10 protein-coding genes are annotated in these 15082 nt (G+C 65.2%); 6 read left to right on the plus strand and 4 right to left on the minus strand.

The features are described 5' to 3' along the window. The 4 genes from DBR20_RS14690 to DBR20_RS14705 form a co-directional block, all read left to right on the plus strand. The coding region (locus DBR20_RS14690) for an FAD-dependent oxidoreductase (RefSeq protein WP_181393094.1) at window positions 1–772 on the plus strand (772 nt) is incomplete at its 5' end. Window positions 773–977: 205 nt separating this feature from the next. Further along, window positions 978–1898 carry a DMT family transporter gene (locus DBR20_RS14695; RefSeq protein WP_108266685.1) on the plus strand — a complete coding sequence of 307 codons (921 nt, stop codon included), beginning with the start codon at window positions 978–980 and terminating at the stop codon, window positions 1896–1898. After that, on the plus strand, window positions 1805–2233 hold the full coding sequence (locus DBR20_RS14700) for an MGMT family protein (protein ID WP_258223375.1): 429 nt from the start codon (window positions 1805–1807) through the stop codon (window positions 2231–2233). The genes DBR20_RS14695 and DBR20_RS14700 overlap by 94 nt, the downstream gene beginning before the upstream one ends. A gap of 93 nt (window positions 2234–2326) precedes the next feature. Beyond that, window positions 2327–3001: a rhomboid family intramembrane serine protease gene (locus tag DBR20_RS14705; protein ID WP_108266686.1), complete on the plus strand. Its 675-nt coding sequence runs from the start codon at window positions 2327–2329 to the stop codon at window positions 2999–3001. A gap of 194 nt (window positions 3002–3195) precedes the next feature. On the opposite strand, the gene DBR20_RS14710 is transcribed toward DBR20_RS14705, so the two are convergent. Together DBR20_RS14710 and DBR20_RS14715 are read right to left on the minus strand one after the other, a co-directional pair. Then, the gene (locus tag DBR20_RS14710) at window positions 3196–4782 is read right to left on the minus strand and encodes an NAD(P)/FAD-dependent oxidoreductase (RefSeq protein ID WP_108266687.1); all 1587 of its coding nucleotides are present in this window, start codon (window positions 4780–4782) and stop codon (window positions 3196–3198) included. Next, a complete protein-coding gene (locus tag DBR20_RS14715; protein WP_108266688.1) occupies window positions 4779–5261 on the minus strand; it encodes a VOC family protein in 483 nt (160 codons plus the stop codon). The genes DBR20_RS14710 and DBR20_RS14715 overlap by 4 nt, the downstream gene beginning before the upstream one ends. Before the next feature lie 125 nt (window positions 5262–5386). On the opposite strand from DBR20_RS14715, the gene DBR20_RS14720 reads away from it, so the two are divergent. Then, complete coding sequence (locus DBR20_RS14720; protein WP_108266713.1) at window positions 5387–7042, plus strand: SDR family oxidoreductase; 1656 nt, start codon at window positions 5387–5389, stop codon at window positions 7040–7042. A gap of 318 nt (window positions 7043–7360) precedes the next feature. Further along, the gene (locus DBR20_RS14725) at window positions 7361–10390 is read left to right on the plus strand and encodes a TonB-dependent receptor (protein WP_108266689.1); all 3030 of its coding nucleotides are present in this window, start codon (window positions 7361–7363) and stop codon (window positions 10388–10390) included. 131 nt (window positions 10391–10521) lie between these two features. Here the strand turns inward: DBR20_RS14725 and DBR20_RS14730 are convergent, their stop codons facing one another. Then, window positions 10522–12528 carry a M13 family metallopeptidase gene (locus tag DBR20_RS14730; RefSeq protein WP_108266690.1) on the minus strand — a complete coding sequence of 669 codons (2007 nt, stop codon included), beginning with the start codon at window positions 12526–12528 and terminating at the stop codon, window positions 10522–10524. Between the two features lie 375 nt (window positions 12529–12903). Beyond that, window positions 12904–15009 (minus strand): M13-type metalloendopeptidase, encoded by a 2106-nt coding sequence (locus DBR20_RS14735; RefSeq protein ID WP_108266691.1) that lies wholly within the window; start codon window positions 15007–15009, stop codon window positions 12904–12906. Between the last annotated feature and the right edge of the window lie 73 nt (window positions 15010–15082).

Below are 15082 nucleotides of genomic sequence, written 5' to 3' on the forward strand. Positions count from 1 at the left end.
GGTGAGCCTGCTGGTGCGTGGTAGTCGCCTGCTGGAGCGCTTCGACTACGAGTTGACCGCGCAGCTGGCCGAGAACCTGCGCCAGCAGGGTGTCCGCATCCACTTCGATTACCGCCTGCGTGAGTTGAAGCGCGACGGCGAACGCGTGCGCGCTTTCGGCCATGACGGCCCGATCGACAGCGTGTTCGATGCCGTGTTCTTTGCTACGGGCCGGCGCGGCAACAGCAGGGATCTGGGCCTGGAGGCGCTGGGCATCGGCATCGGCGAACACCAGCAGGTGGAGGTGGACGAGTGGCAAACCACGGCGGTACCAAGCGTGCATGCGGTTGGTGACATCGCTGGCAAGGTCGGGCTGACGCCGGTTGCCGTGGCTGCATCGCGTCGTCTGATGGATCGTCTGTTTGGTGGCCGCCCGGACGCGAAGATGGACTATGACAACGTGGCCAGCGTGGTGTTCTCGCACCCGCCGCTGGGCGCAGTGGGCATGAGCGAGGAAGACGCACGTGCGCGTTTCGACCAGGTGACGGTGTACCACAGCCGTTTCCGGCCGATGCTGCAGGCACTGGCCAACGGCACCCAGCGCAGCCTGTTCAAGATGGTCTGTGCCGGGCCGGAAGAGCGTGTGGTCGGCGTACACCTGCTCGGCGAAGCGGCGGATGAGATCCTGCAGGGTTTCGCGGTGGCGGTGAAGATGGGCGCGACCAAGGCGCAGTTCGACGATACGGTGGCGATTCACCCGACGTCTGCTGAAGAAGTGGTGTTGATGCGCTGAGCCGACACGCGGTAGTGCCGGCCGCTGGCCGGCAACCTCTGTTGGTAGGTGTCGACCTTGGTCGACACGGTAAAGCCACACCATGCGTGGATCAGGAATTGCAGTGAGCATGAACGGAAATCAGATCGTTCGCCCGGAAGTGCCATGAGACAATTGGAAGCTATCCGGCTCCTTCCAGCCGCCCGTGCGGCCCGTTTTCTTCCTGATGTCTACCTCTTCTCCCCGCCTCGCCACCACGTCCTCGCGCATCGCCCTGGGCGGCATGGGCCTGGCTGCAATCGGCGCCATTGCCGCCTCGGGCAAGGCCATCATCGTCAAGCTGGGGCTGCGCCATGGCGTGGATGCCACCACGCTGCTGGCGCTGCGCATGCTGATGGCGCTGCCCCTGTTCGCGCTGATGGCGGTGTGGGCGTCGCGCCGTGCGGAGCGACTTTCCTGGGCTGACCGGGCACGCGTGCTGTGGCTCGGCTTCACCGGTTACTACCTGTCCAGCCTGCTGGATTTCCAGGGCCTGCAGTACATCAGCGTGACCCTGGAACGGTTGATCCTGTACTTGAACCCGACCCTGGTGCTGTTGATCAACGTGCTGCTGGCGCGGCAGCGGCCGGGTCGCTGGCAGATCGGCGCGCTGGTGCTCAGCTATCTCGGCGTGCTGATCGCGTTCGGCCATGACCTGCAGCGCGAAGGTGGGCAGATCATTCTCGGCAGCCTGCTGGTGCTGGGCAGTGCGCTCAGCTATGCGCTCTATCTGTTCGGCAGCGGTCAGGTGGTCGCCCGTATCGGCGCGGTGCGTCTGACCGCCTACGCCAGCTGCGTGGCCAGTGTGCTGGTGCTGCTGCATTTCACCATCACCCATCCACTGCCGTTGCTGTGGCAGGCACCCGCCGCCGTGCAGTGGCTGTCGCTGATCAATGCGACGGTCTGCACCGTGCTGCCGGTGCTGGCCATCATGCTGGCGGTGCAGCGCGTCGGCTCGTCGCTGGCCGCGCAGGTGGGTATGCTGGGTCCGGTTTCCACCATCGTGATGAGCCTATGGCTGCTCGACGAACCGATGGGGCCGGCGCAGATCGCCGGCACCGTGCTGGTCCTGCTCGGCGTACTGCTGGTGACGCGGCTGCGCCGCTGACGCCGGAGCAGGCGCGTGCGCGCATCCTGGCGGTGATCCATGCGATTCCGCCGGGACAGGTGATGGGCTACGGCCAGGTGGCGATGCGCGCGGGCCTGCCTGGACGCGCCCGGCTGACCGCGCGCATCCTCGGCCAGAATGAGGATCCCTCGCTGCCCTGGCACCGCGTGCTGCGTTCGGATGGGCGCATCGCCATGGCCGAGGGTTCGGCCGGCTGGCGCGAACAATCGCAGCGGCTGCGTGCGGAGGGTGTCGTCGTGGAAAACGGCCGGGTGCGGATGCCCGCAGTCGACCCGGCGGTGGCGCTGGATGCCGCCGTATGGGGGCTTGGCTGATCGCTGCCTGCGACTGAACGGGCGAGCGTCCGCTCGGGTCAAAAAGGGCCGGTGCTGCGGCTATGATGGAGGCCGTTCCATGCCGGTGCCCCCATGTTCCCGCGACTGCCAACCGTTACCAAGGCCCTGTTGATAGCCAACGCGATCCTGTTCCTGCTGCAGCAGCCGTTCCTGCTCGGCATGCAGACCTTCGAGCCGTTCATGCTGCAGCCGCTGCAGCAGGGCTTCGATGCGTTCTCGCCGGGCGGCAACTTCCAGCCCTGGCAGCTGCTGACCTACGGCTTCCTGCATGGCAGCTTCGGGCATCTGTTCTTCAACATGCTGGCTGTCTTCATGTTCGGTGCGCCGCTGGAGCAGACTTGGGGCGAGAAGCGCTTCCTGATCTATTACCTGGTGTGCGTGGTCGGCGCCGGCCTGTGCCAGTTGCTGGTCGGCACGATGCTCGACAATCCGGCCACGGTGCTGGGCGCTTCCGGTGGTGTGTTCGGCCTGCTGCTGGCTTACGGCATGCTGTTCCCCAACCAGCGGGTGATGCTGCTGTTCCCGCCGATTCCGATGAAGGCGCGTACGTTCGTGATCCTGTTCGGCGTGGGCGAGCTGGTGCTGGGCATGACCGGTTGGCAGCCGGGCGTGGCCCATTTCGCGCACCTGGGCGGCATGCTGTTCGGCTGGCTGCTGATCCGCTACTGGCGCGGCCAATCGCCGTTCAACAAGCGTCGTCCCCCCGGCCCGCCGAAGCGCCCGAACCATCTGCGCAGCGTGAAGTGAGGCGCTACGCGCCTCGTTTCACGCGGGTAGGTGCCAACCTTGGTTGGCACGCATTGGAAAGGATCATTTGACGCGGTAGATGCCAACCTTGGTTGGCAATCATCTCTGCCACGTTGTGCCAACCAAGGTTGGCGCCTACCAACAGCAGGCAATGCAGGCGGCGGGTTGTAACCACATCCACGCATGGCGTGGATCTACTGGTCCTGCAGCACCACCTGCGCCGCATTGTGCCCGGGCGCACCGGTCACCCCGCCGCCCGGATGCGTGCCCGCGCCGCACAGGTACAGGCCGGGCAGGGCGCCGCGATAGCCGGCCTGGCCGACCATCGGTCGTGCCGAGAACAACTGGTTGGCACTGAGCGCACCGTGGAAGATGTCACCGCCGATCAGCCCGAACGTCCGCTCCAGATCCAACGGTGAAAGCGCCTGCCGACCGAGCACGCTGTCGGCGAAGCCGGGGGCGTAGTGATCGACGGTAGCGATCATCAGGTCGGCGACGGTATCCCGGTGGTCATCCCAGTGACGGCCATCGGGCAGCTCTGGCGCCACGTGCTGGCAGAACAGGCTCGCCACATGCTGCCCGGGGGGCGCCAGCGAGTCGTCCAGCGTGCTCGGAATCAGCATCTCCACGATCGGCTCGCGCGACCAGCCATCGCGGCGTGCATCCAGCCAGGCACGGTCCATGTAATCCAGGCTGGGCGCCATGATGATGCCGGCACTGAGGTGGTCGCCAGGGCCGGGCAGGGCGCGGAAATCCGGCAGCCGCGACAGCGCCACGTTCATCCGGAACGTGCCCGAGCCGCAGCGCCAGTTCGCCATGCGTTCGCGGGTGGTGGCTGGAACCTGCGCAGGCTGCAGCAGCTGTTCGTACAGCAGCTTCGGATTGACGTTGGCCACCACGGCACGTGCGCGCAGGCTCTCGCCGCCGGACAACGCGACGCCGACCACGCGTCCGTCTTCAACCAGCAGGCGCTGCACGCCGGCATCGACACGCAGCTCGGCACCCGCCGCACGCGCGGATGCGGCGATGGCCTGGCTGATCGCTCCCATGCCACCGATGGCGTGGCCCCAGGCGCCCTTGACCCCGTTGCACTGGCCAAACACGTGATGCAGCAGCACGTAGGCGCTGCCGGGCGTGTAGGGGCTGGCGTAGTTGCCAACAATGCCATCGAAACCGAACAGGGCCTTGATCGGCTCGCTCTCGAACCAGCGGTCCAGGTATTCGGCGGCCGACAGCGTGAACAAATCCAGCAGTTCCTGCCGCAATGCAGGATCAAGTGCGGCCAGCTCGCGCCCCAGCCGGCCCATCTGCCACAGTGCGGGCAGCGCGCGCCAGCCGGCCGTCACCCCGAGGTCGGGCGGCGGACGCAGCGCCCAGTCGCGCAGCACGTCGGCAAATACTTCCAGACGCGCTTCATAGGCAGGCAGCGCCTGCGCATCGCGCTCGGAAAATTTCGCCACTTCAGCCTGGGTGCGGCCCGGTGCAGACAGCAGGTAGCGACCATCGGGCAACGGCAGGAAGTTGTTGGCCGGCCGCGCGATGATGCGCAGCCCGTGCGCATGCAGCTGCAGTTCCTCGATCACCTTCGGCTGCAGCAGCGACACGGTGTAAGAGGCCACCGAGTTGCGGAAGCCGGGATGGAACTCTTCGGTGACCGCCGCACCGCCGAGTACACCACGGCGCTCCAGCACCAGCACCCGTTGCCCCGCGCGCGCCAAGTACGCCGCACACACCAGGCCGTTGTGGCCGCCGCCAACGATGATCGTGTCCAACGTCGTCATGCGTTGCGGATCGCCGCTTCGATGGTGGCGATGTCGATCTTCTTCATCGGCATCATCGCGTTGAAGGCGCGCTTGGCCAGGGCCTTGTCCTTGCTGGTCACCGCTTCGATCAGCATGCGTGGGCTGATCTGCCAGGAGATGCCCCAGCGATCCTTGCACCAGCCGCATTGGCTCTCCTGGCCACCGTTGCCGACGATGGCATTCCACAGGCGATCGGTCTCGTCCTGGTCCTCGGTGGAAATCTGGAACGAGAACGCTTCGCTGTGCTTGAAGGTCGGGCCGCCATTGAGGCCGACACAGGGGACACCGCAGACCGTGAACTCGATGGTGAGGACGTCACCCTGCTTGCCGTCGGGGAAGTCGCCCGGCGCGTGATGCACGGCGGTTACTTCACTGTCGGGAAAGGTCTTTGCGTAGAACGAGGCGGCCTCGAGCGCACCGCTGTCGTACCAGACGCAGATCGTGTTCTTGTGAGCCATGGCGGGGCTCCGCAGTGGACGAAGGCGCAGCGATAGCATGGGTCGTGTTAATGCTGGATCGTGCTGCACTGCGGGAGCTGGCGGCGTCGCGCTACCATGGCTGGACGACACGACAGGGACGATGCGTGAAGATCCTGATTCTGGGTGGATATGGGGTGTTCGGGGGGCGTCTGGTCCGCTTGCTGGCGGACCTGCCGATGCTGGAACTGCTGATCGGTGGCCGCAACCTGGTGGCGGCGCAGGCCTTCTGTGCAAGCTACGTGGGGCAATCGACACTGCGCCCACTGCAGGTCGACCGGCAGCAGCTGGCCACGGCCCTGCAGGCCGAGCGACCGGACCTCGTGGTGGATGCCTCCGGTCCTTTCCAGGACTACGGCGAACACCGCTACGGCGCGATCGAAGCCTGTATTGCCGCCGGCATTGATTATCTGGACTTCGCCGACGCGGCGGACTTCGTATTCGGCGTTTCGCAGTACGACGCGCAGGCCAGGGCGGCTGGCATCTACGTGCTGTCGGGCGTCAGCAGCTTCCCGGTACTGACCGCCGCGGTGCTGCGCGAGATGGCCACGCACATGGATATCGTCAGCGTGGAAGGTGGCATCGCGCCATCGCCGTATGCCGGCATTGGTCTGAATGTGATGCGTGCGGTGGTCGGCTATGCCGGTGCGCCGGTGAAGCTGCGCCGCAACGGTCGCGATGGGCACGGCATCGGCCTGGCCGAGAGTCGCCGTTTCACCGTCGCGGTGCCGGGACGGCTGCCGCTGCGCAACCTGCATTTCTCGCTGGTGGATGTGCCTGATCTGCAGGTGCTGCCGCCCGAACATCCGACGATGACCGACATCTGGATGGGGGCTGGCCCGGTGCCGGAAATCCTGCATCGCGTGCTGAACCTGCTGGCCAAGGCGCGTCTGCACCTGAAACTACCGTCGCTGGAGCCGTGCTCGCGGTTGTTCTACACCGTACTGAACCTGATGAAGTTCGGCGAACATCGTGGTGGCATGATCGTACGTGCAGTGGGTACCCGCGATGGTGCGCGCGTCGAACAGAGCTGGCACCTGCTGGCCGAGGCCGATGACGGCCCGTACATTCCGTCGATGGCGATCGAGGCGGTGATCCGCAAGCAGCTGGCCGGTGATCGGCCGGCACCGGGTGCGCGTGCGGCCACGCATGCGCTGGAGTTGAGCGACTACGACCGGCTGTTTGAAGGGCGCACGATCCATACCGGTTTCCGCCGTGACATGCCGGGTGCCAGCCTGTACCAGCGCCTGCTTGGCAACGCATACGCGCAACTGCCGGCCAGCGTGCAGGCGTTGCACGCACCGTCTGCAGCCAGGCACTGGAGTGGCACGGCATCGGTCGAACGTGGTCGTGGACTGCTGTCGCGCTTGCTGGGGAAGGTGTTCGGCTTTCCCGCGGCGGGCGAGAGTGTGCCGGTCAGTGTGGAGTTCAACCCGGAGGCGGGTGGTGAGCGTTGGACGCGGACTTTTGCCGGCCGTCGTTTCTCTTCGTTGCAGACGCAGGGGCAGGTGCGCAACGAAGCGCTGCTGGTCGAGCGCTTCGGCGTGATCTCGGTAGCGTTGGCGCTGCTGGTGGAGAACGGGCGGCTGCAGCTTGTGCCGCGACGCTGGTCGATCCTGGGCATGCCGTTGCCGCGCGCGCTGCTGCCGGGGGAGAACAGTTTCGAGTATGAAGTGGACGGGCGATTCGTGTTCGACGTGGAGATCGGCGCGCCAGTGGTGGGGCGGATCGTGCATTACCGCGGAACGTTGGAGGCGGTGTGATGGGTATCGGTGCAGCGCTGGATGCACCATGAGTGTCGGAACCAGAACGCGGGGCTGTCGTATCGAACGCTTAACACAGCGTATCGACCGCGTTCATGTGACGTATGTGACCTCTGTTGTCCTGCTGCGGATGCTGTCGCTACGGTGCCGCTGATTGGCTGAAATCCCCACGTTTTCAGCTGTCTGGCCCGATTCAATAGCGTCGCCGATGCCCGCTTGCTGACGCATTCGCCCTGATTCATCGCGGGTTGCAGCACTGCCTCGCAGGGAAACCTGTGCCTATAAAACCCCGTCAGTTTCATCACGGGAGAGAGCTTCATGGCATTTGCATCCACGCATCGTGTGTTGAAGCGCAGCGCGCTTTCGGCGGTGTTGTTTTCCATCGTTGGGGCCGTTGCTGCACAGAGCACGACTGGCACGTTGTACGGCACCGCCGCCGGTGGCGAAGGCGCTACCGTTGTCGCCCAGAGCGACAGCGGTCTGCGGCGGACGGCAGCCATCGATGCACAGGGCCGCTACAGCTTTGGCGCGTTGCCGGTGGGACGCTACAGCGTCAGCGTGCAGCGCGACGGCCGTGTCATCCAGCAGCAGGACAACGTCCAGCTGCGCGTGGGCAGTGGTACCGAAGTGAGCTTCGCCGCACATGGCCCGGCCACCACGCTGGACGCGGTCAACGTCACTGCAGCAAACCTGCCGAAGATCGATGTGACCCACACGGTCTCCAAGTCCGTCATCACGTCCGAACAACTGGATGTGCTGCCGCTGGGCCGAAGTGCCGAGGCCATCGCTCTGTTGGCCCCGGGGGTGGTCGCCGGCAGCGGTGAATTCTCCAACGGTTCGCGATCCGTGCTGTCGTTCGGCGGCGCAAGCGTTACCGAGAACGCCTACTACCTCAACGGCTTCAATGTCACCAACCCGCTGAGCAACCTCGGCGGCATCAGCCTGCCCTATGGTTCCATCGATCAGCAGGAGACCTTCACCGGCGGGTACGGCGCCGGCTATGGCCGCTCCACCGGCGGTGTCATCAACCAGCTGGGAAAACGCGGCACCAACCGGTGGCGGTTCGGTGCCCAGGTGACGTGGGCACCGGCGGAGCTTGCCGAGTCGCCGGCATCGGTCAACTACCCCGACATGGCCCTGCCGGATGGGTATGCCTACGAGAACGAGTCCAAGCAGGGCACGTTGTATCGTTACCGTCGCGGGGACAAGGCGACCACAACCACCTACAGCGGCTATGTCAGCGGACCGTTGATCGAGGATCGATTGTTCATCCATCTCGCGGCGGAGTCCGAACGGCGCGAAGGCATCTCCACAGCCAGCGAAGCCAGCGCGCAGCAGGCCCGCAACCACTACCGCGTGGATACACCGAAGTTCTACGGCAAGATCGACTGGAACATCAACGACAGCAACACGCTGGAATACACCCGCTTCCAGGACAATGATCGCTATGGCGGGTACTACACGGAGTTCGAATACCCGTCGTTGGCCGAAGGGGGGCGCACTGGCACCTTCCCCAACACCACCAAGGCCAGCACCGATGTCGACATCTTCAAGTACACCGGGTACCTCAACGACGACCTGACCTTCAGCGCAGTGTGGGGGCGCACGCGCGTCGGCAACCTGGAATTCAATCCATTGGATTCGGGCAACCCCTACATCAGTGGTGCCGGGAACCAGGATCCGTCCCTCATTGGTGGAACGCCGGTCCGCAACGACCAGGCCGACCTGTATACCAAGGCCCCCGATGCGGGCAGCAGGACACAGGGCCTGCGCATGGATCTGCAGTACCGCATCGGTAACCACGAACTGACCGCCGGCATCGACAACATGGCCTACTGGGCGAACAACGAAGGCCAGTCCATGACCGGCCCAGGTCATGCCTGGATCTACTCCCGCGGCAATCCGGATGCGTCGCCCAACCCCGGCTTCGGCATCGCACCGCCGGGCGGCAATGGCTATTTCGTGCAGAAGTACATCTTCTCCACCACCACCAGCATGTCGGTGAAGCAGAAGGCCTACTACCTGGAAGACCGCTGGCAACTCACTCCCGAGTGGCTGCTGACACTTGGCCTGCGCAATGATCGTTTCACCAACTACAACAGCGATGGGCTTGCGTATGTGGAAAGTGGCGACCAGTGGGCGCCGCGATTGGGCGCCAGTTGGGATGTGTTCGGTGACGCATCGCTGAAGGTCTTCGCCAACCTTGGCCGCTACTACCTGGCATTGCCCAACAGCGTGGCCATCCGTGGTGCGTCCGCGTCGACCTACACCCGTGAATACTTCACCTATACCGGCATTGACGCCGACGGCAATCCCACGGGCCTGACGCCTTTGGGCGACGGTCCGGTATCAACCAACAACGAGTACGGCCAAGCTCCGGATCCCCTTTCGGTGGCGCCCACGGACCTGCGTTCCCAGTACCAGGATGAGCTGATCCTGGGCTTCGAGAAAACCTTGGGCACTACCTGGAACAGTGGCGCAAAACTGACCTTCCGCCGGCTGCAGTCGGCCATCGACGATACCTGTGATTCCGGGCGCTTCGCCGACCGGCTCGCTGGCATGGGCCTGGATCCCGATGCGTACGAGCTCCCCGGCTGCGTGATCTTCAACCCGGGGCAGACCAATTCGTTCCAGGTGCGCCATCGTGATGGGTCCGGCTATACGCCGGTCAGCATGAGCGCGTCCGATTGGGGCTACGACGGCAAGAAGGCCAAGCGCGAATATGTCGCGGTGGATCTGTTCATCGAACACCCGATGTCCGAGCGCTGGTACGCGCGCCTTGACTACACCTGGTCGCGCAGCTTCGGCAACACCGAAGGGCAGGTGAGATCCGATATCGGTCAGGATGATGTTTCCAAGACCCAGGATTGGGATGCGGTGTCGCTGATGGAGTATGCCGGTGGCTACCTGGCCAATGATCGCCGGCATCAGTTGAAGGCATTCGGTGCGTATCAGATCAATGACGAGTGGACCGCATCGGCGACCGTGCGCGTGATGTCTGGCATGCCCAAGAACTGCCTGGGCTACTACGGAAGCGACCAGAGCGATCCGGCGCATGGCTACGGCTCGGCGTACCACTACTGCAACGGCGAACCGTCACGACCCGGGGATGCCGGCCGACAGCCGTGGACGGCGCAGCTGGACATGGGAGTGCTGTACCGGCCAGCGTTTGCCGACAATCGCCTTGGCCTGGGGTTGAATGTCTTCAACGTACTCAACCAGCGGCGTCAGCTGCAGTCGACTGCGACGTACCAGACAAGTCCGGATACGGTTTCCAATCTCTACGGCATGGGAACCCACTTCACGCCGCCGCGTACGGTTCGCCTGACCGCCTCGTACGATTTCTGACCTGCGCGCATAGCGGCTCACTCTCCGCATGGGTTGGCTTGGTCCTGATCCTTCAGGGCCTTTTTCCAATGCGCACTCAACAAAAAAGGGCGCCCGAAGGCGCCCTTTCCGTTACGGCTATCGCATCAACCTCAGCGCCAGACCTTGATCTGCTCGGCGTCGGTACGCTGCATCGGCTGGCCCGGCTTGCAGCTGAAGCTGGCGCCGAACGCCGGCAGGTTCGACAACGGGCCGTTGGTGCGCCAGCGGCCCGGTGCACGGATGTCGGCGGTCAGGCGGCGTGCGGCCTCGTTCGGCGACAGCTGCTGTGGCCACAGCGCGGCCCAGGCGCGGAAGAAGCCCTGCTGCTGTGCCGGCTTGGCCTTCGGCTCCTGCGCGGTGTAGGCGGCCCAGGCCAGTTCCAGACCGGCGATATCGGCCAGGTTCTCTTCCTGGGTCAGCGTGCCGTTGACCTTGGCTCCCTTCACGCCGGGGAACTCGTAGCCGCCGTACTGCGTGGCGACACGGCTGCCGAGCAGGGTCCAGGCAGTCTTGTCTGCCGGGGTCCACCAGCTGCGCAGTTCGCCCTTGGCATCAACCAGTGCACCCTTGGCGTCGATCGCGCGGGTCAGCTCGTGGCCAACCAGGCCGCCGAAGCTGCCGAACTTGTCCGCGGCATCGGCCTTGGCGTTGAACACCGGGCCCTGCAGGATCGCGGCGGTGACGATCAGCCGGTTCTGCGCCAGGTCATATGCCAGCGACGGCTGCTGCGGCAGCACGTCCCAGCGGCGGTCGGCGTTGCCCTTGCCGATGCGCTTCATTTCCTCGCGGTGACGCCAGGTCGAAGCGATCAGCATGTTGCCGCCGAACGAACCACGGCCCATCGGCTGCACGCTGTAGTCCAGGTCACGCAGCGGGGTGCCGATCTCGATCTTCAGCGCGGCCAGCTTGGCCTGCGCTTCGGTCTTGGCCTCGGCGCTCATCCAGCTGTTGTTCTTGACTGCCTCGATCTGCACTTCACGCACCTTGTCGACGATCCACGCCGCCTGGCGACGGTCCTCGGCGGACAGGTAACGGGCTGCGTACTCGCGGCCGACCATCGGGCCAGCGGCCACGTTGATCGCGTCCAGCACGCTTTCCCAGCGCTGCGGCGGCAGGGTCTCACCACGCAGCACGCGGCCACGGAATTCGAACTCCGCATCGCGGTACGCCTTGGACAGGTACGGCGCCATCGAGTCGCCCACGCGCCAGCGCAGGTAGGCCTTCCACTGGTCCGGCTTGAGCTTGGTGACCATGCCGTCGAGCTGCTTGAACAGCGCCGGATCGGCCAGCGACACCAGGTCATCGTTGACGCCCTGTGCCTTCAGGAACGCATCCAGCTGCAGGTTGCGATAGCGGCTGTTGAGGTCCTTGGTGGAGATCGGCGCGTAGTTGTTGAACGGGTTGTTGATGCCCGCCAGCGACTGCGCGTTGCGGGCCAGTTCGGTTTCCAGCGCGATCACCGCCTGCGACTCGGCGTCCAGCTTGGCCGACGGGGTGCCGGTCAGTGCCAGGATCTGCTTGACGTAGTTGCGGTAGCGGCCCATCAGCGCGACGGTGTCGGCATCGGTGCGGGTGTAGAAGGCCGGATCAGGCAGGCCCATGCCGCCCTGCATGAAGTAACCGATGTGGCGGTCCAGTGCCTTCAGGTCCACGTCCGGACCGAAGTTGAAGGCCACCGGGATGCCGACCTGGTGCAGCGCGGCGATCGAGGCGGGAATGTCCTTGGCCTTCTTGATCGCGTTGATGCGGGTCAGCAGCGGCGCGATCGGGTTGGAACCATCGGCCTCCACTGCAGCTTCGTCCAGGCCGCTGGCCCAGAAGTCGCCCAGCAGCTTCTGCACGTTGCCCTGCGGCGCCTTCATCGAGGCGTCCAGCAGTTCACGCTGCTGCTGCCGGCTGCGGTCGACCAGCTGGCCCAATGCGGTCGCGGCACCGGTCTGCGGCACCGGGTTGGCCTTCAGCCAGCCCGCGTTGGTGGCGTCGTAGAAATCGCTGCACTGCGCACTGACGGCCGGGGCGCGTGCGGCCTTCTTCTTGGCGGCGAACGCATCGTGGGTCGGAACCAGGGTCGCCAGGCTGATGCCCAGGGCGATGGCTAGCGGACGGAAGTTGGGCATGTAGAACGAATCCGTGATGGATTGAGGGCGGGCGAACTATAGCAAGCCGGGCATGGGCGCGGCATGCACGCATCACGGTGCATCCGCCGGGCATGGCCCGGCGCTACTGGGTGAGTGGCATGGGCGCGGGATGCACGCGTCACGGTGCATCCGCCGGGCATGGCCCGGCGCTACCGGGTGGGTGGCATGGGCGCGGCATGCACGCGTCACGGTGGTCCCTTCGTGCCGTGCGCCGACCACGCTCGGCCTCTACCAACGGCGCGGACCGGCAGGCCGCCAGTAGATCCACGCCACGCGTGGATGGTTGGCGCCGCAAAAAACAAAGGCCCGGGAAATCCCGGGCCTCTGCAGGCAAACCGTGGCCTCAGCCGTGGCTTACCAGATCACCACCTGCGAGTCGCCGGTACGCGACATCGGCGTACCCGGCTTGCACTGGAAGGCCGCGGTGAAGGTCGGCAGGTTCGACGGCGCACCGATGGCACGGAACTGCGCCGGCGCGTGCGGGTCGGTTGCCAGGCGGACCTTGGCGTTCTCCGGGGTGTACTTGGTGCGCCACACGGTAGCCCAGTTGAAGAAGAAGCGCTGATCGCGGGTGAAGCCATCGATCTTCGCGTCTTCCTTGCCGGCCGACGCCTTCTGCAGTGCGTCGTAGGCAGTGGCCAGGCCACCCAGGTCGGCGATGTTCTCGCCCAGGGTCAGATGGCCGTTCACGGCCTGGCCGTCAACCTTGTACTGGTCGAACTGCTTGACCAGCTTGCCGGTCAGGCCAGCGAAGTTCTTCGAATCGCCTTCGGTCCACCAGTTTTCGAAGTTGCCGGTCGGCCCGAAGCGGCTGCCCTGGTCGTCGTAACCGTGGGTCATTTCGTGGCCGATGACTGCACCGATGCCGCCGTAGTTCAGCGCGTCGTCGGCCTTGGCATCGAAGAACGGCGGCTGCAGGATGGCGGCCGGGAACACGATCTCGTTCTGCAGCGGGTTGTAGTAGGCATTGACCGTCTGCGGGGTCATGCCCCATTCGGTCTTGTCCACCGGCTTGCCGATCTTGGCCAGGTTGTACTGGTAGTTGAACGCGGTGGCTGCGCGCACGTTGCCCAGGTAGCTGTCACGGTTGGTCTGCAGGCCCGACCAGTCACGCCACTTGTCCGGGTAACCGATCTTCGGAGTGAAGGTTTCCCACTTGGCGATGGCCTTGGCCTTGGTCTCTTCGCTCATCCAGGACAGGCCCTGGATGCGTTCCTTCAGCGAGGCGGCCAGGTTCTTCACCAGCTCTTCCATCTTCGCCTTGGCTTCCGGCGAGAAGGCGACCTTCACGTACAGCTGGCCGAAGGCTTCGCCGGCGTCGCTCTCGATGGTGCCCAGCACGCGCTTCCAGCGCGGCTTCTGTTCCTTCTGGCCGTTGAGGGTCTTGCCGTAGAACTCGTAGCTTTCCTGCACGAAGGCATCAGCCAGGTACGGCGAGGCGCTGTCCACGGTGTGGAAGCGCAGGTAGGCGCGCCACACCGACGGATCGGTGTCGCCCAGCGCCTTGCTCACTTCCTGGTGGAAGGCCGGGATGGCCAGCGAGAACTTCTCCGGCGCGGCCACGTTCTGCGACTTGAAGAACTCGGTCCAGCTGAAGTTCGGGGTCAGTGCATCGGCTTCGGCCAGGCTGACCGGGTGGTAGTACAGCGAGACATCGCGCGACAGCTCGACGCTGGACTTGGACGCCTTGGCCAGGCGGGTCTCGAACTTGACGACTTCTTCAGCCTGCTTGGCAGCATCGGCAGCGGCGACGCCGGACAGTTCCAGCACCTTGGCCACGTGGGCCTGGTAGGCCTTCAGCTTGTCTGCCTTGGACGCGTCGGTATAGAAGGTCTTGTCCGGCAGGCCCAGGCCGCCCTGGCTGGCGTAGGCCATGTTCACGGCCGAGTTCTTGAAGTCGGCTTCGGCGCCGAAGCCGAACAGCACGTTCTCGCCCTTGGCGGCGCTGGTGCGCAGGTAGTTGGCGATGGCGGCCTTGTCCTGCAGGCCATCGATCGCAGCCAGGTCGGCCTTCAGCGGCTCGATGCCCTGGGCGTTGACCTTGGCTTCGTCCATGCCGGTGGCCCACAGGTCGCCGACGATCTTCTCGATGCCGGCCGGGTTCTTGACCTGCGCGACCTGCTCGGCCAGCTGGTGCTGCACGGCCACCGAACGCTCGTCGAGGATGGTGAAGGCGCCCCAGCTGGTGCGGTCGCCCGGAATCTCGTTGGCGGCCAGCCACTTGCCGTTGACGTAGTCGCCGAAGGCATTGCAGGCGTCAAGGTTGCTGTCCAGGTCGCTGGCCTGGAAGGCGTTGTAGGCCGGCAGCTTGCTCTCGTCGAGCTTGTAGGTGGTGGCGGCGTCGGCGGCGGCCGGCGTGGAGGCGGTGGCATCCTTTGCCGGGGTTTCGTTCTTGCCGCAGCCGACCAGCGCGGCCGAAACGGCCAGGGTCAGCAGCACGATCTTGGGAGTACGGGTCACTTGAATGGCCTCCAGGCCGAGTGAGTCAGGGAAGGGCCGTGGTGACGGCCGTGGGCCGAACAATACGCCGCCG

The organism is Stenotrophomonas sp. HMWF023 (genome assembly GCF_003060985.1).
Classification (GTDB): domain Bacteria; phylum Pseudomonadota; class Gammaproteobacteria; order Xanthomonadales; family Xanthomonadaceae; genus Stenotrophomonas; species Stenotrophomonas lactitubi.

Excerpts from the sequence above, each read along its gene's own strand:
- DBR20_RS14695 (WP_108266685.1), top strand. The coding sequence starts at position 978 with ATGTCTACCTCTTCTCCCCGCCTCGCCACCACGTCCTCGCGCATCGCC.
- DBR20_RS14700 (WP_258223375.1), top strand. The coding sequence starts at position 1,805 with ATGGCTGCTCGACGAACCGATGGGGCCGGCGCAGATCGCCGGCACCGT.
- DBR20_RS14705 (WP_108266686.1), top strand. The coding sequence starts at position 2,327 with ATGTTCCCGCGACTGCCAACCGTTACCAAGGCCCTGTTGATAGCCAAC.
- DBR20_RS14710 (WP_108266687.1), bottom strand. The coding sequence starts at position 4,782 with ATGACGACGTTGGACACGATCATCGTTGGCGGCGGCCACAACGGCCTG.
- DBR20_RS14715 (WP_108266688.1), bottom strand. The coding sequence starts at position 5,261 with ATGGCTCACAAGAACACGATCTGCGTCTGGTACGACAGCGGTGCGCTC.
- DBR20_RS14725 (WP_108266689.1), top strand. The coding sequence starts at position 7,361 with ATGGCATTTGCATCCACGCATCGTGTGTTGAAGCGCAGCGCGCTTTCG.
- DBR20_RS14730 (WP_108266690.1), bottom strand. The coding sequence starts at position 12,528 with ATGCCCAACTTCCGTCCGCTAGCCATCGCCCTGGGCATCAGCCTGGCG.